At 33.4% G+C, this 20,145-nt stretch carries 19 protein-coding genes, 1 rRNA gene, 1 riboswitch and 1 other annotated feature; of the genes, 5 read left to right on the forward strand and 15 right to left on the reverse strand.

Going from position 1 to position 20,145, the window contains the following annotated elements; genetic code table 11:
* Positions 1 to 60: 60 nt before the first annotated feature.
* From KPL54_RS16950 to pdxS, 3 genes are all read right to left on the reverse strand, one after another.
* Entirely contained in the window at positions 61 to 294 is a 234-nt protein-coding gene (locus KPL54_RS16950) for a hypothetical protein (RefSeq protein WP_253203534.1), read from the reverse strand.
* Between the two features lie 179 nt (positions 295 to 473).
* Entirely contained in the window at positions 474 to 1,040 is a 567-nt protein-coding gene (pdxT, locus tag KPL54_RS16955) for a pyridoxal 5'-phosphate synthase glutaminase subunit PdxT (protein WP_216107683.1), read from the reverse strand.
* 2 nt (positions 1,041 to 1,042) lie between these two features.
* Positions 1,043 to 1,912: a pyridoxal 5'-phosphate synthase lyase subunit PdxS gene (gene pdxS / locus KPL54_RS16960; protein ID WP_216107684.1), complete on the reverse strand. Its 870-nt coding sequence runs from the start codon at positions 1,910 to 1,912 to the stop codon at positions 1,043 to 1,045.
* Positions 1,913 to 2,069: 157 nt separating this feature from the next.
* A riboswitch (TPP riboswitch) is annotated at positions 2,070 to 2,176 on the forward strand.
* A gap of 71 nt (positions 2,177 to 2,247) precedes the next feature.
* Between pdxS and thiC the strand changes: the two genes are divergently transcribed.
* Complete coding sequence (gene thiC, locus KPL54_RS16965; RefSeq protein ID WP_216107685.1) at positions 2,248 to 3,561, forward strand: phosphomethylpyrimidine synthase ThiC; 1,314 nt, start codon at positions 2,248 to 2,250, stop codon at positions 3,559 to 3,561.
* A 79-nt stretch (positions 3,562 to 3,640) separates the two neighbouring features.
* On the opposite strand, the gene KPL54_RS16970 is transcribed toward thiC, so the two are convergent.
* From KPL54_RS16970 to ilvN, 7 genes are all read right to left on the reverse strand, one after another.
* On the reverse strand, positions 3,641 to 4,327 hold the full coding sequence (locus tag KPL54_RS16970) for a Crp/Fnr family transcriptional regulator (RefSeq protein ID WP_216107686.1): 687 nt from the start codon (positions 4,325 to 4,327) through the stop codon (positions 3,641 to 3,643).
* Between the two features lie 139 nt (positions 4,328 to 4,466).
* Positions 4,467 to 5,234, reverse strand: coding sequence for a formate/nitrite transporter family protein (locus KPL54_RS16975; protein WP_216107687.1), 768 nt, complete (start codon positions 5,232 to 5,234; stop codon positions 4,467 to 4,469).
* Between the two features lie 123 nt (positions 5,235 to 5,357).
* The gene (gene hcp / locus KPL54_RS16980) at positions 5,358 to 7,004 is read right to left on the reverse strand and encodes a hydroxylamine reductase (protein ID WP_216107688.1); all 1,647 of its coding nucleotides are present in this window, start codon (positions 7,002 to 7,004) and stop codon (positions 5,358 to 5,360) included.
* A gap of 82 nt (positions 7,005 to 7,086) precedes the next feature.
* Positions 7,087 to 8,043, reverse strand: coding sequence for a D-2-hydroxyacid dehydrogenase (locus KPL54_RS16985; protein WP_216107689.1), 957 nt, complete (start codon positions 8,041 to 8,043; stop codon positions 7,087 to 7,089).
* Positions 8,044 to 8,100: 57 nt separating this feature from the next.
* Positions 8,101 to 9,762: a biosynthetic-type acetolactate synthase large subunit gene (gene ilvB / locus KPL54_RS16990; RefSeq protein WP_216107690.1), complete on the reverse strand. Its 1,662-nt coding sequence runs from the start codon at positions 9,760 to 9,762 to the stop codon at positions 8,101 to 8,103.
* 127 nt (positions 9,763 to 9,889) lie between these two features.
* Positions 9,890 to 10,882, reverse strand: a complete 993-nt coding sequence (ilvC, locus tag KPL54_RS16995) for a ketol-acid reductoisomerase (RefSeq protein ID WP_171299188.1) — start codon at positions 10,880 to 10,882, stop codon at positions 9,890 to 9,892.
* A 31-nt stretch (positions 10,883 to 10,913) separates the two neighbouring features.
* Complete coding sequence (gene ilvN / locus KPL54_RS17000) at positions 10,914 to 11,408, reverse strand: acetolactate synthase small subunit (RefSeq protein WP_216107691.1); 495 nt, start codon at positions 11,406 to 11,408, stop codon at positions 10,914 to 10,916.
* 292 nt (positions 11,409 to 11,700) lie between these two features.
* Positions 11,701 to 11,941: a binding site (T-box leader), on the forward strand.
* Positions 11,942 to 12,077: 136 nt separating this feature from the next.
* Between ilvN and leuC the strand changes: the two genes are divergently transcribed.
* The 4 genes from leuC to leuA are packed head-to-tail and all read left to right on the forward strand — an operon-like array spanning position 12,078 to position 16,607.
* Complete coding sequence (gene leuC, locus KPL54_RS17005) at positions 12,078 to 13,340, forward strand: 3-isopropylmalate dehydratase large subunit (protein ID WP_216107692.1); 1,263 nt, start codon at positions 12,078 to 12,080, stop codon at positions 13,338 to 13,340.
* Positions 13,340 to 13,831 (forward strand): 3-isopropylmalate dehydratase small subunit, encoded by a 492-nt coding sequence (leuD, locus tag KPL54_RS17010; RefSeq protein ID WP_216107693.1) that lies wholly within the window; start codon positions 13,340 to 13,342, stop codon positions 13,829 to 13,831. The genes leuC and leuD overlap by 1 nt, the downstream gene beginning before the upstream one ends.
* The gene (gene leuB, locus KPL54_RS17015; protein WP_216107694.1) at positions 13,831 to 14,904 is read left to right on the forward strand and encodes a 3-isopropylmalate dehydrogenase; all 1,074 of its coding nucleotides are present in this window, start codon (positions 13,831 to 13,833) and stop codon (positions 14,902 to 14,904) included. The genes leuD and leuB overlap by 1 nt, the downstream gene beginning before the upstream one ends.
* Before the next feature lie 38 nt (positions 14,905 to 14,942).
* Positions 14,943 to 16,607, forward strand: coding sequence for a 2-isopropylmalate synthase (leuA, locus tag KPL54_RS17020; protein ID WP_375373000.1), 1,665 nt, complete (start codon positions 14,943 to 14,945; stop codon positions 16,605 to 16,607).
* 42 nt (positions 16,608 to 16,649) lie between these two features.
* Here the strand turns inward: leuA and KPL54_RS17025 are convergent, their stop codons facing one another.
* The 5 genes from KPL54_RS17025 to rrf form a co-directional block, all read right to left on the reverse strand.
* A complete protein-coding gene (locus tag KPL54_RS17025) occupies positions 16,650 to 17,084 on the reverse strand; it encodes a EutP/PduV family microcompartment system protein (protein ID WP_216107696.1) in 435 nt (144 codons plus the stop codon).
* Positions 17,085 to 17,092: 8 nt separating this feature from the next.
* On the reverse strand, positions 17,093 to 17,437 hold the full coding sequence (eutS, locus tag KPL54_RS17030) for an ethanolamine utilization microcompartment protein EutS (RefSeq protein ID WP_216107697.1): 345 nt from the start codon (positions 17,435 to 17,437) through the stop codon (positions 17,093 to 17,095).
* A 20-nt stretch (positions 17,438 to 17,457) separates the two neighbouring features.
* Positions 17,458 to 18,624 carry a 1-propanol dehydrogenase PduQ gene (locus tag KPL54_RS17035; RefSeq protein ID WP_216107698.1) on the reverse strand — a complete coding sequence of 389 codons (1,167 nt, stop codon included), beginning with the start codon at positions 18,622 to 18,624 and terminating at the stop codon, positions 17,458 to 17,460.
* A 113-nt stretch (positions 18,625 to 18,737) separates the two neighbouring features.
* Complete coding sequence (locus KPL54_RS17040) at positions 18,738 to 19,733, reverse strand: Gfo/Idh/MocA family protein (RefSeq protein ID WP_216107699.1); 996 nt, start codon at positions 19,731 to 19,733, stop codon at positions 18,738 to 18,740.
* A 219-nt stretch (positions 19,734 to 19,952) separates the two neighbouring features.
* Positions 19,953 to 20,069: ribosomal RNA gene (rrf, locus tag KPL54_RS17045) — 5S ribosomal RNA — on the reverse strand.
* Positions 20,070 to 20,145: the final 76 nt, after the last annotated feature.

Raw genomic sequence — 20,145 nt, forward strand, 5'->3', positions numbered from 1 at the left:
TGAGTAATTCTTTAACCTTATTTTCTTTTTCAAAAAGAATGCACCCGCCATCATGTTCTCCTAGTAGAATTCCAGTTCCGATGCCTTTTCTATAACATCTTTTCTTAGTAAAGGCTCACCACCTGCAAGCAGTATAAAAGAAACACCAATTTCTTTGGCTTCCTTGCTTGATAATACATATTTTAATACAAATGATGTTTCTTTTGGGTTTCTAAATGATGCTTTCACTACACCCCTTACTACATTTTCAATTCCATTGTTCATATATTGAGATAAATTAAAATCATTTTTCACTCCTTATTTTCCCCCTGCAATAATTAATTTATAACTTATAGTAACTTACTATATCATAAAAAAACATCCCATACATAACCATTTTCAAACAAGTTTGAAAATGATTATGTATGGGAATAATGTTAAGTCATATTTTTTAGCCTTATGCTTAATTTTAATAATAATTTATATATATTGTTCTATTTGCACATATTTATAAAGTATTTATGAGTTTCTAAGTTATTTGTGAGTTCCGGATGAAAAGCTGTAACAAACATATTATTTTGTTTTGCCGCTACAATCCTATCATCAACCTTGCATATTATTTTTACATTACTTGTCACCTCTGTAATTACTGGTCCACGTATAAAAACTAGTGGCAAAGGCTCACTTGAAATTTCACTAATTATAACCTCTCTTTTAAAACTATTAATTTGGCTTCCATAGGCATTTCTTTTTACTTTTATATCCATAATTTTAAGATGTCCATCTATTTCGCCCTCAATAGCTTTAGCAAGTAAAATCATACCAGCGCAAGTTCCCCATACCGGTAATCCTGAAAGTATTTTATTCCTTAGAGGTATAAGCATTTTTGTCTCCCTTAAAAGTTTACCTATTGTTGTACTCTCACCACCAGGAAGTATTATTCCATTTATCCCGTCCATATCTTCAAGTTTTTTAACCTCTATCCCAACATGACCAAGTTTTGTAATATGATTTATATGCTCGATAACATCTCCTTGAAGTGATAAAACACCTATTTTCAACTTTACCAACCCCTCTTGGCAAACTTCTCTTTAATTTCACTTATTTCTAGGCCACTCATTGCTTCCCCAAGATTTTCTGAAACTTTTGCAACAACTTTTGGATCATTATAATATGTAGTTGCAAGTACTATTGCTTTTGCTCTAGCCTCTGGATTTTCTGCTTTAAAAATTCCTGAACCTACAAAAACTCCTTCTGCTCCAAGTTGCATCATGAGTGCTGCGTCAGCTGGGGTTGCTATTCCGCCTGCTGCAAAATTTACTACTGGAAGTTTACCATTTTTCCATACATATTCTATTAAATTAATAGGTGCCCCAAACTCTTTAGCAATTGTCATTAGTTCTTCTTTTGGAGCATTTTTAACTTTGCGAATTTCACCCATTATACATCTCATGTGCCTAACAGCTTCTACCACATTGCCTGTGCCTGCTTCACCTTTTGTTCTTATCATCGCAGCACCTTCTCCGATTCTTCTTAGTGCCTCACCTAAATTTCTTGCTCCGCAAACATAAGGAACTTTAAAATCCCACTTATTTATATGATACTGCTCATCTGCTGGAGTCAAAACTTCGCTCTCATCTATAAAATCTACCCCTATTTCTTGAAGAATTTGCGCTTCAACAAAATGCCCTATTCTGCCTTTAGCCATTACTGGAATAGTTACCGCAGCCTTTATTTCTTTAATCATTTTAGGGTCAGACATTCTAGCTACTCCACCCTCTTTTCTAATATCTGAAGGCACTCTTTCTAATGCCATTACCGCGCAGGCCCCTGCATTCTCTGCTATTATTGCCTGCTCAACATTCACTACATCCATGATTACTCCGCCCTTTAACATCTGAGCCAAGTTCTTATTTATTTCATATCTTTCCATAATAAACCTCCACGTAAATTATTTATTAGACGAAGTATATCATATATTTACATGGTTTGAATAGTGTATGGATACAATCTAAAACTTATATTAAAAATAAAAAAGACTTTACAAAGGGTTATTTTACTAATATACTTAAGACAAATAATAATTAAATAAATTAAACAAGGGGAGCTCGCACCAAGAGCTGAGAAAGAGATATTATCGCTGACCCTCATAACCTGATTTGGGTAATTCCAACGTAGGGAGTTTATTACAATGTTTTTTGTTGCAAGCTCTTTATGAGCTTGCTTTTTTTTATTTCAAAATAATACAACTGTAAGGGAGACTATAAAATGATGTATACAACTCAAATGGATGCTGCAAAAAAAGGTATTATAACTGGAGAGATGAAGATAGTTGCAAAAAAAGAAAATATGCCAGAAGATGTTTTAAGAGAAAAAATATCAAGAGGCGTAGTCGCAATTCCCGCTAATAGAAATCATAAAATATTAAGCCCTGAGGGAGTTGGAGAAGGTTTAAAAACAAAAATCAATGTAAACCTAGGTATCTCAAAAGATTGCTGTGATATTGATGAAGAAATGAAAAAGGTACAGTTATCTATAGATATGAAAGCTGAAGCTGTTATGGATTTAAGTTCATTTGGTAAAACTGAAGAATTTAGAAAAAGACTCATTTCTGATTCAACTGCTATGATAGGTACTGTTCCAATTTATGATGCCTTAGGTTTTTACGATAAAGAATTACAGGATATTACTTCAAAAGAATTAATAGATGTTGTAGAAAAACATGCAAAAGATGGAGTTGACTTTGTAACAATACACGCCGGTTTAAACACAGCTACTGCAAATGTATTTAAAAGAAACAAGAGAATAACTCATATTGTGTCTCGTGGAGGATCGCTCCTATATGCTTGGATGGAATTAAACCATAAAGAAAATCCTTTTTATGAACATTTTGATGAAATATTAGAAATATGTCAAAAATATGATTTAACTTTAAGCCTTGGTGATGCATGTAGACCCGGCTGCATTAATGATGCAACTGATGCTTGTCAAATTCATGAATTAATGGTGCTAGGTGAATTAACCTTAAGAGCTTGGGAAAAGAATGTACAAGTTATAATAGAAGGACCAGGTCATATGGCAATAAATGAAATCGAGGCAAATGTATTACTTGCTAAGAAATTATGTCATTGTGCACCTTTTTATATTTTAGGACCCCTAGTTACAGATATTGCTCCAGGCTATGACCATATTACAAGTGCCATAGGAGGTGCTTTAGCTGCAAGCGCAGGAGCTGATTTTCTTTGTTATGTAACTCCAGCAGAACATTTAAGACTTCCTAATGTTGATGATGTACGCGAAGGAATTATTGCATGTAAAATTGCAGCCCATGCTGGTGATATAGGCAAAAAAATTCCAGGTAGCCGCGACTGGGACAATGAAATGAGTACTGCAAGGCAAGCTCTTAATTGGAAGAGAATGTTTGAACTTGCAATAGATCCAGAAAAAGCCATAAGATATAGAAAAGAATCAATGCCAGAAAATGCTGATAGTTGCACAATGTGTGGTAAAATGTGTTCTGCAAGAACTATGAACAAGATAATGCAAGGTAAAGATCTTAATATATTAAGAGACGATTCATAAATTATTGTAACTTTATATTAAATAGAATAAAGAGTATGCAGAAATCTTTTCTGCATACTAAAAAAATATGTAATTTTCATCACACACTTTTAAAGTAACCACTTAACTTTTCTCTATCAACTATGAATTTTCTATGTTCTATCTTAACCATTCCCATATTTTCTAGCTCTTTTACGGCCCTTGAAATAGTTTCCCGAGAGCTACCTAACATATCTGCCAAATAAGTTATACTTATTTTAACATCTATTAAAACACCTTTTGGAGTTTCTAAGCCATAATCTCTAGACAACTTCCAAAGCTTGGCAGCTACCCTTTTATCCATTTTAGTAGGAACAGTGTTTTTAATTTGCCTATACAATCGTCTTATTTTCTTGCTCATAGAGTATAATATAACCTCTGTAAGCTTAAAATCTTGCTGCATAATATTTAATAAATCTCCTTTTGATATGCTTATAATCTCACTGTCTTCAAACGCTTCACAACTAATCGAGCTTGTATAATTATCAAAATTCACTTCATTTACAATCTCACCCTTATTCAAGATATAAATAACTCTCTTTTGACCTTTTTCCGATAATCTGTACATTGATACCTTTCCTTCTAACACTATATATATGTTATTTAAACGTTCTCTTTCCCCAAATAACATTTGTGATTTCTTAAAATTTTTTAGTACAACCTTTTCTCTTATTAAATCTAAAGTTTTATCCTCAATACATTCTAACAAAGGAAGGTCTCTTAATTGCCTAATAGTTACTTGTGGCATTTTAATTTCTCCTTATGATCTCAGTATATTTATAAATATATTCATATTACTAATCGCTCTCTATTATACTATGATTATTGCACATTGGATATAAACAAAATAAAAGCACCCTATAGGATGCTTTTATTTTTATAATATATTATTTCTCTTTTGATATAAACCAATATGCTGCTCCAATAAACACTGCTCCACCTACAAAATTACCTAACGTAACCCAAATTAAGTTGTGTGCTAGTCCCCCTATGGAAATCGCTGCGCTGTGAGGAATCATTAACGCCGTTGTAAGCAATGTCATATTTGCAATACTATGTTCAAACCCTGTAGTTATAAATGCAAATAAGCACCAAAAAATCATTATAAGTTTAGCTGTTTCTTCCTTTAATTTAATAGAACACCAAACTGCTAAACAGACTAACATATTACAAAGTAATCCTTTTAAAAATAATTCTATACTTGGCGAAGCCATTTTCATTTGTGATGTTTTTAGAATAAATGTTGCTGTACTTCCTTTTGCAAGTTCCGCACCTACAAACATTGCTGCAAGAGCTACTGACCCCACAAAGTTACCTATAAAACTGTATATCCAAATATTTGTTGAGTCAAGCCACGAAACTTTCTTTTCTAAAGAACCTATTGTCATAGTCATATTATTTCCTGTAAAAAGTTCAGAGCCAGCCATTATTACAAGACTTAAGGCAATCCCAAAGGAAGCTCCCATCATAATTTTTGTTGCTGGAGATGCAGCTTGTGATAATAATCCACCGATAGTAAATATTAATAAAATTCCAAATCCCACATATATACCAGCCAATGCTGAAGAAGTGAGGTACCTCATTTTGCTCCTCTTTAATAATTCAGACTTTTTTATCGCCGATGCTGATACTTTGTTAATTTCTTCACTAAACATAATAAATCATCTCCTTAATAAAATATAGCCATACTATATCATTATAAAAAATGAAAGTATGTGACTAATATCACATACTTTCATTTTTTTATTATTAATTTTATTTTTTTATATCTTAGGATTTTATCCAAGTATTTTTGCTAAATCGTCCTCTGGTGTACTTATTGCTCTAAGGTCAAATGTATCAATTAAAAATTGTAATACATTTGGGCTTAAGAACGCTGGAAGTGTTGGTCCAAGATAAATACCTTTTACCCCAAGCGATAATAAGGCTAGTAGATCAGCAACAGCCTTCTGCTCATACCAAGTTATGATAAACGAAAGCGGTAGTTCGTTAATGGTGCACTCAAATGCATCAGCTAGCGCATTAGCTATTATAACTGCAGAATATGCATCGTTACATTGACCTACATCAAGTAACCTTGGAAGTCCTGCTACTTCACCAAATTCTAATTTATTAAAACGGTATTTTCCACAGGCTAATGTAAGGATAATACAATCTTTTGGAACTAGTTGTGCAAATTGAGTATAATAATTTCTTCCTGGTCTTGCACCATCACATCCACCGATTAAGAAGAAGCGTCTAATCTTCCCTTCTTTAACTGCACTTACAATCTCTCCTGCATGACTCAAAGTTGCTTTATGTCCAAATCCTACTGTAATTTCCTTAACTTCCTCATCTTTTTCAAAGCCACCAAGTTCCAAAGCCTTATTTATTATTTCAGAAAAATCCTTATACCCCTTCTCATCATTAGATATATGTTTTAATCCTTCCCATCCTACAACACTTGTAGAATAAATTCTATCTTTATAAGAATCTCTTGGTTTCATTAAGCAGTTTGTTGTCATTAAAATGCAACCTGGTATACCATCAAACTCCTTTTGTTGATTTTGCCATGCTCCTCCAAAGTTACCTACTAAATGTTTAAATTTATTAAGTTTTGGATATCCATGTGAAGGTAACATTTCACCATGAGTATAAACATTTATCCCCTTGCCTTCTGTTTGTTCAAGTAACATTTCAAGGTCTCTTAAGTCATGGCCAGAAACTATTATAAATGGTCCTTTCTTAATATTTACATTTACTCTTGTAGGTGTTGGAGAATTGTATTTCTCATTATTTGCTTTATCTAATACCTCCATAACCTTAACACTCATATCTCCAGTTTTAACTAAGTACGCAATAAGATCTTTTAAATTTAAACTATCATCAGTAAGTACCGCTAAAGCTATAAAATAAAAATTATCCACCTCATCACTTTGATATTTAATAAATCTAGCTTGATGTGCATACGCAGCAATTCCTTTTAATCCATATTTTATAGTTTCACGAACAGAGCGAATATCAGCATCTAAATTCTCATCATACATAATTCCTGCTTTTTTAGCATCTTCAAGTATTTGTTCTTTTGTATCACTTAAATTATATAAAGCTTCCTTGCTATTTACATCTTCCCCTATCGCTTTTTTTCTAATCTCTTCTTTATTCACTTGAGATCTTCTGAGCATATCCATATGAGACTCAGGATCAAAATTTACATTAGTCAATGTCATAAATAATGAATTCTCAACAAAAGATACCAATGACTTATCAATTTTTTCACCTTTAGCTAAAAGCTTAGATGCATAACAGCTTATTCCTTTTATCTGATATATTAGCAGATCCTGCATTGCCGCAATCTCTGGTGTTTTACCACATACCCCTACTTTTGTACAACCTTTACCACCGAAAGTTTGCTCACATTGAAAACAAAACATTTTTCCTTGCATATGTACGCCTCCTAATTAGTTGAAATAACCTTTTACTATTTTGCACATTTTTTACGTGAATATACCAAATAATTAGCAATAGTTATTTTACTATATTTATAGGTCTACCTTTTACAAATTGGGCCAAATTATCTACCGCTATATTCATAAGACGCTCCCTAGATTCTTTTGGTGCCCATGCTATATGTGGTGTAATCAAACAATTTTTAGCTCTCATAAGTGGATTATCCATTTGAACCGGCTCCACTGACATAACATCTAATCCAACACCTGCAACCTTGTCACTATTTAGAGCATCCGCTAAGTCCTCTTCAACAATTAAAGGGCCTCTAGAAGTATTTATTATAATAACGCCATCTTTCATTTTCTTAATAGATTCCTTATTTATTATTCCCTTAGTTTCCTCAAACAAAGGACAGTGTAAACTTATAACATCAGCCCCTTCATATAACTGGTCTAGTTCAACATATTTAAATGTATCTGATATTAATGACTCCTTCTTAGATGGATTATATGCTAAGACATTCATACCAAAAGCTTGCGCAATTGTGGACGTAACAACACCAATCCGTCCCATACCTATAATACCCATTGTTTTGCCAGCAAGTTCAATCATAGGATAATTCCAAAAACAAAAATCCTTGCTATTGGTCCAAGCACCTTTTCGAACGACTTCATTATGTTCCCCTACATGATGACATATTTCCAGGAGAAGAGCAAAAACAAATTGCGCAACTGAATTAGTACCATAAGCTGGAGTATTGGTAACTATAATACCCCTCTCCTTTGCGGCTTTTACATCAACTACATTGTATCCTGTTGCAAGAACCCCAATGTATTTTATTTTAGGTAACTTTTTTAAAGTATCCATACTTAATGGTGTTTTATTTGTAAGAATTATCTCGCAATCATAAGCTCTATCTACAATTTCCTCCAAGCTTGTTCTATCATAAACTTTTAACTCACCTAATTTTTCAAACTTTTTCCAAGATAAATCTCCTGGATTTAAAGTGAACCCATCTAATACTACTATTTTCATGTATTCCTCCTATAAACATATTTTCAATTGAATTAAAACAAGGTATAGCGATAAACACTATACCTCAAACATCATTTCAATACTTGCACCTGGCGGAACCATAGGAGACGCCATCTCATCTGGTGCAACCCTAAAATCAATCACAACAGGACCATCCCATGCTATTGCTTCTTTTAATGCATCTACGACCTGTCCATTATGGTCAACTCTTATACCTTTAACTCCAAAACCCTCTGCTATTTTTACAAAATCAGTATCTCTCTCAAGTGTTGTGCTAGAAAATCTTTTTGAGTAAAACACATTCTGCCATTGCCTTACCATACCCAAAACACCATTATTTAATAATATTATTTTAACTGGTATATTATATCTTGCAGCAGTTCCGAGCTCATTAAGATTCATTCTAAAGCTACCATCCCCTGCAATATCAAAAACCATTTCTTTCTTTCCTATACTTGCTCCTATTGCTGCTCCAAAGCCATATCCCATAGTACCTAGTCCTCCAGAGCTTATAAAAGTTCTTGGTCTCGTATAAGTGAATGCTTGAGTTGCCCAAATTTGATTTTGGCCTACCTCTGTAGTTATTATAGCATTACCTTTTGTAATTTCATAAAGTTTTTTAATTACATAAAGAGGATTTACACTTTCCAATTCATTTATTTTTATAACTTTTTCCTTGTCCTTTTGAATTAGTTCCTTTGCACAAGTTGTCCATTCATTTGATTCCCGACCTTTTAGATTTTGTAGTAATTTTATTAATACATCAGCTACATTTCCAATTACAAAGCAATCCGCCTTAATATTTTTTGAAACTTCTGCTTCATCTATATCAATATGGATTACTTTAGTATTCGCTGCAAAAGTAACCGGATCACTAATAACTCTATCACTAAATCTTGCCCCTATTGCAATTATTAAATCACTTGAAGTTATGCACCTATTAGAGGCAAAAGTTCCATGCATGCCAAGCATCCCCGTGTACATAGGATGTAATCCACTAAAGGCACCTAGCCCCATCATAGTACTACAGACTGGGCATTTTAATTTATCTTGAAATGATAATAATAACTCCTCAGCCTCTGATATATTACACCCACCACCGACTACAATTATTGGTTTTTTCGAGCTGTGAATAGCAGAAATAGCATCCTTAAGTTGGCTTTCTTTTACGACTTTATGCTCGATTATCTTTGGAATTTCAGGAAAATATTCGCACTCCATGCCAGTTATATCCTTAGGTATGTCTATAAGCACAGGTCCTGGCCTTCCACTCATTGCAATTCTAAAGGCTTTTCTTATTGTAGGTGCTAATTCCTTAATATCTTTCACTAAAAAATTATGTTTTGTAATAGGCATTGTTATACCAACAATATCAACTTCCTGAAAAGAGTCTTTACCTATTAATGTCGTTGCTACCTGCCCAGTAATTGCAATCATAGGTACAGAATCCATGTAAGCAGTTGCAATACCTGTAACAAGATTTGTGGCCCCTGGGCCTGATGTTGCAAGGCATACGCCTACTTTTCCAGTTGCTCTAGCGTATCCATCAGCAGCATGCGCTGCCCCTTGTTCATGAGAAACTAATATGTGAGTTATCTCCTGAAAAGAATAAATTTCATCATATATATTTAGTACTGCTCCACCTGGATACCCAAATATAGTATCAGTACCTTGCTCTTTAAGACACTCTAGCAAAATTTTTGCACCGCTGCACTTCATTTTAATCCCTCCTTAATTCATATAATAAAGAGAACCAAGTTCATATTGAATTTTCTAGAACTTGGTTCTCAAATATAATATTAGTAACTTTTATTTTTATTGCTCAATTTTAAATATTAAATTTATCTTATTTTTTATTCCAAGACATCATTTTTCTAAGTTCAGCACCAACTTTTTCTATTTGATGTTCGCTTTCTATTCTCTTTGTTGCATTAAAGAATGGTTTTCCAATTTGGTTCTCTAAAAGCCAATCTCTAGCAAAAACGCCCTTTTGAATATCAGTTAATACGCCTTTCATAGCTTTCTTTGTATCCGCAGTTATTATTTTACTTCCTGTAATGTAGTCACCATATTCTGCAGTATCACTTATTGAATATCTCATCATATTTAAACCACCTTGATTTATTAAATCTACGATAAGTTTCATTTCATGACAACATTCAAAGTACGCCATTTCTGGTTGGTATCCAGCTTCTACAAGTGTTTCAAAACCTGCTTTTATAAGTGCTGTAACACCACCACAGAGAACTGCTTGTTCTCCAAACAAATCTGTTTCAGTTTCTTCCTTGAAAGAAGTCTCCATAACACCAGCTCTTGCGCCACCTATTCCTAAAGCATAACCTAAAGCTACTTCTTTTGCATGTCCTGAAGCATCTTGATGTATAGCTATAAGACATGGTACTCCCTTGCCTTCTAAAAATTGACTTCTAACTGTATGTCCTGGTCCCTTTGGAGCTATAAGGAATACATCAATATCTGCTGGTGGAACTATTTGACCAAAATGAATTGCAAAACCATGAGCAAATACTAAAGCCTTATTTTTTGTAAGATTTGGTGCGATACTTTCTTTATATACTTGTCCCTGCTTTTCATCATTAACTAGGATCATTATAATATCTGCAGCTTTAGCTGCTTCTGCTGCAGTCAAAACAGTTAATCCTGCTTTTTCTGCCTTTTCCCAAGATTTACTTCCTACATAAAGACCAACTACAACATCTACACCATTTTCTTTTAAGTTTAGCGCATGTGCATGTCCTTGACTACCATATCCTATTACTGCAACCTTTTTTCCTTTTAAATTATCTAAATTACAATCACTTTCATAATACATCTTAGCCATTATTAATTCCCCCTAATTTTTATCTATATTATTAGATTACTGCATCTGAACCTCTTTGCATTGCAATAAATCCACTACCGACTATTTCTAAAATACCAAACGGTTTAATTAAATTTTCAAAAGCACATAACTTGCCATTATCACCTAATATCTGAATAATTAATGTTGTCGGTGTTACATCTATAACAGAAACTCCAAAAATTTTTCCTATATTAATAATTTCTTGCCTATTATTGCCTTCAGCTTTAACTTTTACAAACAACATTTGCTTACAAATAGAGTTTTCATTATCTAATTGCTCAACTTTATGAACATCCTCTAATTTCCTTATTTGTTTAATTATTTGGTCAATGCCTTCATCATCCCGAACTTTAGTTAATAAAGTTATTCGGGCTAATTTTTCATCTTCTGTGTGACCAGAGGAAACAGTATCAAGATTAAAACCTCGCCTATTAAATAATGAACATACTCTTGTTAATACTCCTGGGTTGTTGTCAACTAAAATTGACAATACATGTGAAATCAAAATATCGCCTCCCTTTCCACAAGTAAATAATTCCAAGTTGACTTGTAATTCGTACCAAACATTTTATGTATCGTACCATCTATAAATTGAATTGTCAACCAAATTCAGAATACTTTTTTTATTGACTTATTGACATATTTTATTATTCGTAGTATATTATGTTTCAAGCGTATTTTTAGAAAGATACTGTTTTTTTAAATCTTACTAATATAAAAATAGTCATTTATATATTTTATAAGAGCTTAAGATATTGACAAGCAGTCTTTTGTTTGATAAGATTATCGCTAATATAATAAAAACTTTGACAGGGACAAATAGGCATCAGGATGTTTTACAGAGAAGGGATAAAGCTGTGAACCCTAAATAATCAGATGTTGAAACTTACCCTCGAGTTGTGAACTTAAACTAAGTTACACTTAAAAGTGTATTCACTCTTAAAAGTGTACTTATTAGTAGGTTTTACCGGTTTAATCCGTTATCTTAAAATAAGTTATAAATATGGGTGGTACCGCGACGGACTCTTCGCCCCAGTGAAGATGTCTGTTTTTTTGTACCCTTTTTTTAGTCCAAATTTATCAAAACATTCTGTTAATTTTATTTTAGAATATTCTTCAAAATAAATAATAACTTAGAAAAAGCTTTTAAATTTTATAAGGGAGGTTCAATTATATGGGAATGACGATGACGCAAAAAATACTAGCATCACACGCTGGCATGCAAGAGGTAAATGCCGGACAATTAGTTATGGCAAATCTTGATTTAGTTTTAGGCAATGATATAACAACACCAGTTGCAATAAATGAGTTTAACAAAATGGGTGTTAATGAAGTTTTCGATAAAAAGAAAATTGCTATAGTTCCAGATCATTTTGCTCCAAATAAAGACATAAAATCTGCTGAGCAATGCAAGTGCACCCGCGAATTTGTATATGAAAAGGGGATTGAAAATTACTTTGAGGTAGGGCAAATGGGGATAGAACATGCATTATTACCAGAAAAAGGACTTGTAGTATCTGGAGATGTTGTAATAGGTGCTGATTCTCACACTTGTACTTATGGTGCTTTAGGTGCTTTTTCAACTGGAGTTGGCTCCACTGACATGGCAGCCGGAATGGCTAGTGGAAAATGTTGGTTTAAGATTCCAGAAGCAATACAATTTATTTTAACTGGAAAAATGCAAAAATGGGTTTGTGGTAAGGATGTAATACTCCATATTATCGGAATGATTGGAGTAGATGGGGCACTGTATCAATCAATGGAATATACAGGATCTGGAGTTGCAAGCCTTTCTATGGATGACAGATTTACAATATCTAATATGGCCATTGAAGCAGGTGCCAAAAATGGAATATTTGAAGTTGACGATAAAACTTTAGAATATGTAAAAGAACATTCAACTAAAGCCCCTGTAATATTTAAGGCTGACGCTGATGCAACATATTCAAGAATAATAAAGATTGATTTAAGTACTATAAGACCAACAATAGCCTTCCCCCACCTTCCAGATAACACCAGAACTATTGATGAGGTTGGCGAAGTTAAGATTGATCAAGTAGTTATTGGTTCTTGTACTAACGGAAGAATAGAAGATCTTCGAATGGCAGCAAGTATCTTCAAAGGTAAAAAGGTCGATCCTAAAATAAGAACACTAATCTTTCCTGCTACTCAAAAAATTTACCTTCAGGCCCTTCGCGAAGGTTTAATTGAAATATTTATAGAGGCTGGAGTTGCAGTAAGTACTCCAACTTGTGGACCTTGCCTTGGTGGATACATGGGAGTGCTTGCAAATGGTGAGCGGGCTTTGTCTACTACAAACAGAAACTTTGTTGGCAGAATGGGCCATCCCGGAAGTGAAGTATATCTTTGCAGTCCAGCAATAGCCGCAGCATCAGCAATAACCGGAAAAATTTCGTCTCCAGAGGAGGTAATGTAATGTTTAAAGGAAAAGCTATAAAATATGGTAATAATGTAGATACTGATGTTATAATTCCCGCAAGATATCTTAATACCTCAGATGCAAACGAACTTGCATCTCATTGCATGGAGGATATAGATAAAAATTTTACTAGCAAAGTTAAAAATGGTGACATAATGGTTGCTGGTAAAAACTTCGGTTGTGGATCTTCAAGGGAGCATGCCCCTCTTGCTATAAAAACTTCAGGAATTAGTTGTATAATTGCTGAAAACTTTGCAAGAATATTCTACAGAAACTCAATTAATATAGGTTTACCAATACTCGAATGCACCGAGGCTGCCGAGGATATTGAAGAAGGAAATGAAATATCCGTTGATGTTATTTCTGGAGTTATCACAAATACCACAAAAGGAAAAACTTATATGGCAATACCATTTCCAGCATTTATGCAAGATATCATAGCTTCACAGGGACTTATTAATTATCTTAAAGAAAGGACTGAGGATTAATGAAAAAAATAGCAGTAATTCGTGGAGATGGAATTGGACCAGAGATTGTTGATGGTGCAATTAAGGTATTAGATGTAATATCTCAAAAATATAATATCCCATTTGTTTATACAAATCTTTTAATGGGTGGGGTAGCTATAGATGAAACTGGAGTACCTCTTCCAAAAGAAACAATAGACATTTGTAAACGGAGTGATGCGGTTTTACTTGGTTCTGTCGGTGGTCCTAAGTGGGATAAACTTCCTGGTGATCAAAGACCAGAAGCTGGACTTCTTGGAATTAGAAAAGCCCTTGAGGTTTTTGCAAACCTAAGACCTGCTATTCTTTTTCCACAATTAAAGGAAGCTTCAGCTCTTAAGCCAGAAGTTCTTAAAGGTAATATTGATATTATGGTTATACGTGAATTAACAGGTGGTATATATTTTGGTGAAAAATCTAGAATAGACCTACCCTCTGGTGGCCAAAAAGCATGGGATACAATGGCTTACTCAACTTATGAAATAGATAGAATAGCCCGTATTGGTTTTGAAACTGCAAGAAAAAGGACTAAAAAGCTTACATTAGTTGATAAAGCAAATGTGCTTGAGACATCAAGACTGTGGAGAGAAATTGTTCTAAAAATGTCTGCTGATTACCCAGATGTAACTCTTGAAGTACAATTAGTTGATAGTTGTGCAATGCAACTTATAAAAAATCCAGGACAATTTGATACTATTCTAACTGAAAATATGTTCGGTGATATCCTAAGTGATGAAGCTTCAATGCTTACTGGATCGCTTGGAATGTTACCTTCTGCAAGCTTAGGCAATGGCACTCTTGGTATATATGAACCAATACATGGCTCAGCACCAGATATTGCAGGTAAAGATATCGCCAATCCAATTGCAACTATAATGAGCGCTGCAATGCTGCTTAGATATAGCTTTAATATGGAAGATGCTGCAAAAAATATTGAAGATGCAGTATCTAAAGTTTTAGATGATAAATATAGAACAATTGACATTATGCAGCCTAACATGAAGTGTGTTGGAACTATAGAAATGTCAAAACTTATCGCAAATGAAATAAAATAGACATATTTATTTTAATATTCTAAAGGGAGATGTTTAAATTGTCATATAAAAAATATAAACCTTATGGTGGTATAAATATTAAGGATCGTCAGTGGCCTAATAAACTAATTGAAAAGGCTCCCATTTGGTGTAGCGTTGATTTAAGAGATGGCAATCAATCTCTTCCTATTCCAATGAACGTTGATGAGAAAGTTAAATTATTCAAACTTCTTGTGGATATTGGTTTTAAAGAAATAGAAGTAGGTTTCCCTTCCGCCTCAAATACTGAATATCAATTTTTAAGAACACTTATAGAAGATGATCTTATTCCTGAAGATGTAACTATTCAAGTTTTAACACAATCAAGAGAACATTTAATCAAGAAAACCTTTGAAGCTCTCAAAGGAGCGAAAAAAGCAATTGTCCACCTTTATAATTCAACTTCAGTTTTACAACGAAGAGTTGTTTTTCAAAAAAGCAAACAAGAAATTATTGATATTGGAGTAACTGGTGCAAAACTTCTAATGAAATACAAAGATAAATACCCAGAAACGGATTTTTCTTTTGAATATTCTCCTGAAAGTTTTACTGGAACAGAGCTTGAATATTCTCTTCAAATTTGCGAAGCCATATTAGATGTTTGGAACCCAACATCATCAAAGAAAGTTATTTTAAACTTACCATCAACAGTAGAAATGGCCACTCCTAATATTTATGCAGATCAAATTGAATGGTTCTGCATGAATGTTAAAAGGAGAGAAAACATTATTATAAGTCTTCATACTCATAACGATAGGGGTACTTGTACTGCGGCTTCCGAGCTTGGAATTCTTGCAGGGGCTGACAGAATTGAGGGTACACTTTTTGGAAATGGTGAACGAACTGGAAATCTTGATCTTATGACTATGGCTTTAAACATGCATGTTCAAGGAATAGATTCTAAATTAGATTTTTCAAATCTTTATGAAATTGTAGATATATATGAATTATGCACAAGGATGAAGGTACACGAGCGTCATCCATATGCTGGTAAACTTGTCTACACAGCATTTTCTGGATCACACCAAGATGCAATCAAAAAAGGACTTAAAGCCCTTAAAGATGAAAATAATAATTATTGGGATGTTCCATATCTTCCAATTGACCCACATGATGTCGGACGAGATTACGAGGAAGTTATTCGTATTAACAGTCAATCCGGTAAAGGCGGTGCTGCATTTATAATGGAAAACGAATTTGGTTTTATTTTACCAAAGGCTATGCAGGCTGATTTTGGTAATATAGTGAAAAATAAGACCGACCTACTTGGTACAGAACTATTAGGAAATCAAATTTATGATTTATTTGAAAAGGAATACTTAAATTTAAAAAGTCCAAATCTATTGAAAAATTATACCATTCAATCAGTACAAAATGTTGAAACAGATGAAAATATAGTAAATATCAATGCTCTAATTTCAGTAAACGGGAAAGAAATGAATATTTCCGGTGTAGGTAATGGTCCAGTAGATGCATTCTTCAATGCACTACATAAATCAAATATTAATGGCTATAACTTTATATCTTATGATGAACATGCTCTAGGTAGTGGCTCAAATTCAAAAGCTGCCACTTATATACAAATAGAATACAATGACAAAAGGTATTTTGGAGTTGGTGTTTCTGCAAATATTGATACAGCTTCACTAAATGCTTTATTTAGTGCTATTAATAGAAAAAGCTAATATGATAAAGGAAGTTTGAGTATTACACTCAAACTCCCTTTATTATGATTTTATAAGGTACTCTTTTAAATCCTCTACACCTTGTCTACCAAATGCACTTACCTTGAAAATTCTTTCTACACCTGCATTTAATAAAAATTCTTCTGCTATTTTTATATTATTTTCATCACGACATAGATCTATTTTTGTAATAATCCCAATAACTGGTTTTGCAAATCTACTAGCAAAACTCGGTGGAAAAACACTATTTTCCTCCGTACAATCCTGAACCATAGCAATTACATCGCTGTCTACAGATGTAATTATAAGTGCATTATAAAAAAATCTACTTTCAATATACTCACCAGGAGTATCTATAATGCTATCAATAATTTCAACTGTCTGCGTCTTTTTATAAAAAAGTTTTTTTTCATTTAATGCTTGAGTCAGAGTAGTCTTGCCACAACTTGTTTTTCCAATTAACATTAACTTTTTCATATACCCTCCTAAGATTTAGTTATGCTACACTCAGCAAAATTAAGAACACTCGTAAGAAGTTTTAAAACCTGCGTAAGTGCTGACTCTACACTACCTACATCCCCAATTATAACCACCGTTCCACTAAATCTATCTACAAAACCAATTGTTACATCTGCTGCCTTTGTCGCAACATCTGCGGCTATGATAGCAGCCTCTCCAGGTGTTATTGTAAGTATCCCAAGGGCGCCCATATTCTCTGATATAAGTCCTAGCTTTTTATATAAATCTTTGTTTGGATTTGCAATTAAATGGGCTAATGTAACTTGCTTTCCCGGAACATATTCCTGTATTACCCTTTGTTTATCTTCCATAATATTTTAGCAACTCCCTGTTAATTATTATAAACTTTATTAAATAGAGTTATTATTTCTTCAAGCCTTGGCACCCTAGGATTAGTTTGCGTACATCTATCCTCTATGGCAATACTCGCCATTTCATTAACTTCCCTTTTAAAATCTTCTTCCTTTATTCCAGCTTCTTTCAGTGTTGTAGGAATATTTAATTCCTTTAGGATCATATTTATAGCTATTATTAAGCTTTTTACTCCTTCGTAAGCATTTGATGATGGCAATCCTAATATTTTAGCTATTTCTGAATATCTTTTGGCAGCATATGTATATTCATTTGAATTAAAATCTTTTATATCTGCATTAAATTCTATTACATATGGGAGTAATATAGCATTAGCTCTTCCATGCGACACATGGAATTTTGCACCAATGATATGTGCCATTCCATGATTTAATCCTAAAGATGCATTGTTAAATGCTATTCCGGCAATACAAGAAGCATTGTGCATTTTAGTTCTTGCTTCTAAATTATTACCATCCTTATATGCATTTATTAAGTTCTGAAAAACTAATTTTATAGATTTTTCAGCCAAGGCATCTGTATAATCGGTTGCCCTTGTCGACACGAATGCTTCTATATCATGAGTTAGTACATCCATTCCTGTATCTGCTGTTATAAAATCGGGTACTGTACTCACAAGTTCTGCGACTAATATAGCCTCATCCGGTTGTAACTCCTCTGATATTAACGGATACTTTATATTCTTATTTTTATCTGTAATTACAGAAATACTTGTAACCTCAGAGCCGGTACCACTGGTTGTAGGTATAGCTATAAGCTTAATTTTTTTATTACTTTCTATATTAGAACCCATATTAGCTTTTAGTTTTAAATTAAAATCGCATATCGCCTTTGCTGCATCTATTGCAGACCCTCCACCCAAAGCTATAACTACATCCGGATTAAATTTCATCATAACTTCAATACCTTTTGCCACAATTTCAATTGATGGATCTGGTACAATATCTGAAAAAACAATATACTCAACATTGCCCTTTGAAATTTCATCAGTAATTTTATTTATAACACCTGACTTTACCATAAAAGGGTCAGTTACTATAAATGCCTTATGACAATTAAGTTGGCTTAATCTTTTTAATGAACCTTCTCCAAAAAATACTTGTGTTCTAAAGCTAAAATTTTTCATTAACATCATCCTTTCACAATAAAATCCAAATAAAACGATTACACAGTTTGATTTATTCTATCACATTTTGTATAAAAAAGAAAAGTTCAATAAAAATACATATAATTAATATTCTACTTTTTATTTTTATTTAATCTATAATTTCTTAAAATTTGATCCATAATTTTATTTGTTCGCGCGCCGCTAATTCCTTTACTTGGGCACACTTCCAGACCGTTAAGTTCATTTACTATGCTTTGAATCAATTGCTGCTGAATATGAACCGGCTTTACTATGTTAAATGGAGTGATACCATTAATTGTTGTCAATAAAACTGGCTCTGCTCCAAAAGTGGAAAATGATATTTTCCCCAGGCTTCCAATAATCTCATTCATATCATAATTAGAAAAACTTGAGAAACACCAAGTCCCTGTTCCCTTGACACCAGACTCAAAGGCTAGTGAAGCTGTCACAATATCTTCCGCATCATATAATTTAGCTTGATTATCTGCATAACCACAGGCTTTCTCAATTGGTCCCAGAATATAATCTAAAACATCTAATGTATGAGAAGCAAGGTCCATAAATTCTCCTCCTCCTGAAATCTCAGGAATAACTCTCCACGGAAACTCACCAGACTTTGAATCTATTTTTAATGCCTTTTTATATAACACAACTGTAACGAAACGTATTTCTCCAATTTCACCTGATTCAATTAATTCTTTAACCTTATTAAAACGATCCAAGGCCCTCCTGTAATATGCAACAAATAATGGGACTCCAGCATTCTCACACGCCTGTATCATAGCAGTGCATTCTTCGAAATTGCGAGCCATAGGTTTTTCAACATAAACTGGCTTTCCAGCCTCTGCACATTTTAATGTATATTCTTTATGAAATGCAGGTGGCGTAGCTATATAAACAACATCAACATCAGGATCATTTATTAATTCTTCTGCATTATCATACCACTTTGGCACATTGTGGCGAGTCGCATAATCCTTTGCAAGTTCCCCATTACGCCTCATAACAGCTACCAATTGTGAATTTTTTGCCAGTTGAAATCCTGGACCACTTTTAACCTCAGTCACATCTCCACATCCAATGATTCCCCAACGTATTGTCTTCATAGCAACCTATCTCCTTTTTCATTATATTCATTTAAAACTTTATTTTAGCTACATAATCTTTATTATTTAGATATTTTAATATAAGTATATCAAAAATGTATAGTATTAGTAAAGAATTTCAATTCAATGTTTATATAAATTTAAAAAGATAACACTAAAAGTATCCTCTTATAATATTAACGCAAAAAAACACTAAGATAAACTTAGTGTTTTTTTATTACCTGGCGACAACCTACTCTTCCACAAGGTCACCCCTGCAGTACCATTGGCGCATTGAAGCTTAACCGACCTGTTCGGTATGGGAAGGGGTGTTACCTTCATGCCATAATCACCAGATGAGAATATAAATATTCTCTGAAAATTGCACAGTGTTTTCGCATTTTATTATTATATCTTGGTCAAGCCCTCGACT

Source organism: Clostridium estertheticum, assembly GCF_018861295.1.
GTDB classification, from domain to species: Bacteria; Bacillota; Clostridia; order Clostridiales; family Clostridiaceae; genus Clostridium_AD; species Clostridium_AD estertheticum_D.

Coding starts and splice junctions, on each gene's coding strand:
- pdxS (WP_216107684.1), bottom strand. CDS start 1,912: ATGGAAAGATATGAAATAAATAAGAACTTGGCTCAGATGTTAAAGGGC.
- hcp (WP_216107688.1), bottom strand. CDS start 7,004: ATGCAAGGAAAAATGTTTTGTTTTCAATGTGAGCAAACTTTCGGTGGT.
- KPL54_RS16975 (WP_216107687.1), bottom strand. CDS start 5,234: ATGTTTAGTGAAGAAATTAACAAAGTATCAGCATCGGCGATAAAAAAG.
- leuD (WP_216107693.1), top strand. CDS start 13,340: ATGTTTAAAGGAAAAGCTATAAAATATGGTAATAATGTAGATACTGAT.
- ilvC (WP_171299188.1), bottom strand. CDS start 10,882: ATGGCTAAGATGTATTATGAAAGTGATTGTAATTTAGATAATTTAAAA.
- thiC (WP_216107685.1), top strand. CDS start 2,248: ATGATGTATACAACTCAAATGGATGCTGCAAAAAAAGGTATTATAACT.
- KPL54_RS17025 (WP_216107696.1), bottom strand. CDS start 17,084: ATGAAAAAGTTAATGTTAATTGGAAAAACAAGTTGTGGCAAGACTACT.
- KPL54_RS17040 (WP_216107699.1), bottom strand. CDS start 19,733: ATGAAGACAATACGTTGGGGAATCATTGGATGTGGAGATGTGACTGAG.
- ilvB (WP_216107690.1), bottom strand. CDS start 9,762: ATGAAGTGCAGCGGTGCAAAAATTTTGCTAGAGTGTCTTAAAGAGCAA.
- eutS (WP_216107697.1), bottom strand. CDS start 17,437: ATGGAAGATAAACAAAGGGTAATACAGGAATATGTTCCGGGAAAGCAA.
- leuB (WP_216107694.1), top strand. CDS start 13,831: ATGAAAAAAATAGCAGTAATTCGTGGAGATGGAATTGGACCAGAGATT.
- KPL54_RS16970 (WP_216107686.1), bottom strand. CDS start 4,327: ATGCCACAAGTAACTATTAGGCAATTAAGAGACCTTCCTTTGTTAGAA.
- KPL54_RS17035 (WP_216107698.1), bottom strand. CDS start 18,624: ATGAAAAATTTTAGCTTTAGAACACAAGTATTTTTTGGAGAAGGTTCA.
- leuC (WP_216107692.1), top strand. CDS start 12,078: ATGGGAATGACGATGACGCAAAAAATACTAGCATCACACGCTGGCATG.
- KPL54_RS16985 (WP_216107689.1), bottom strand. CDS start 8,043: ATGAAAATAGTAGTATTAGATGGGTTCACTTTAAATCCAGGAGATTTA.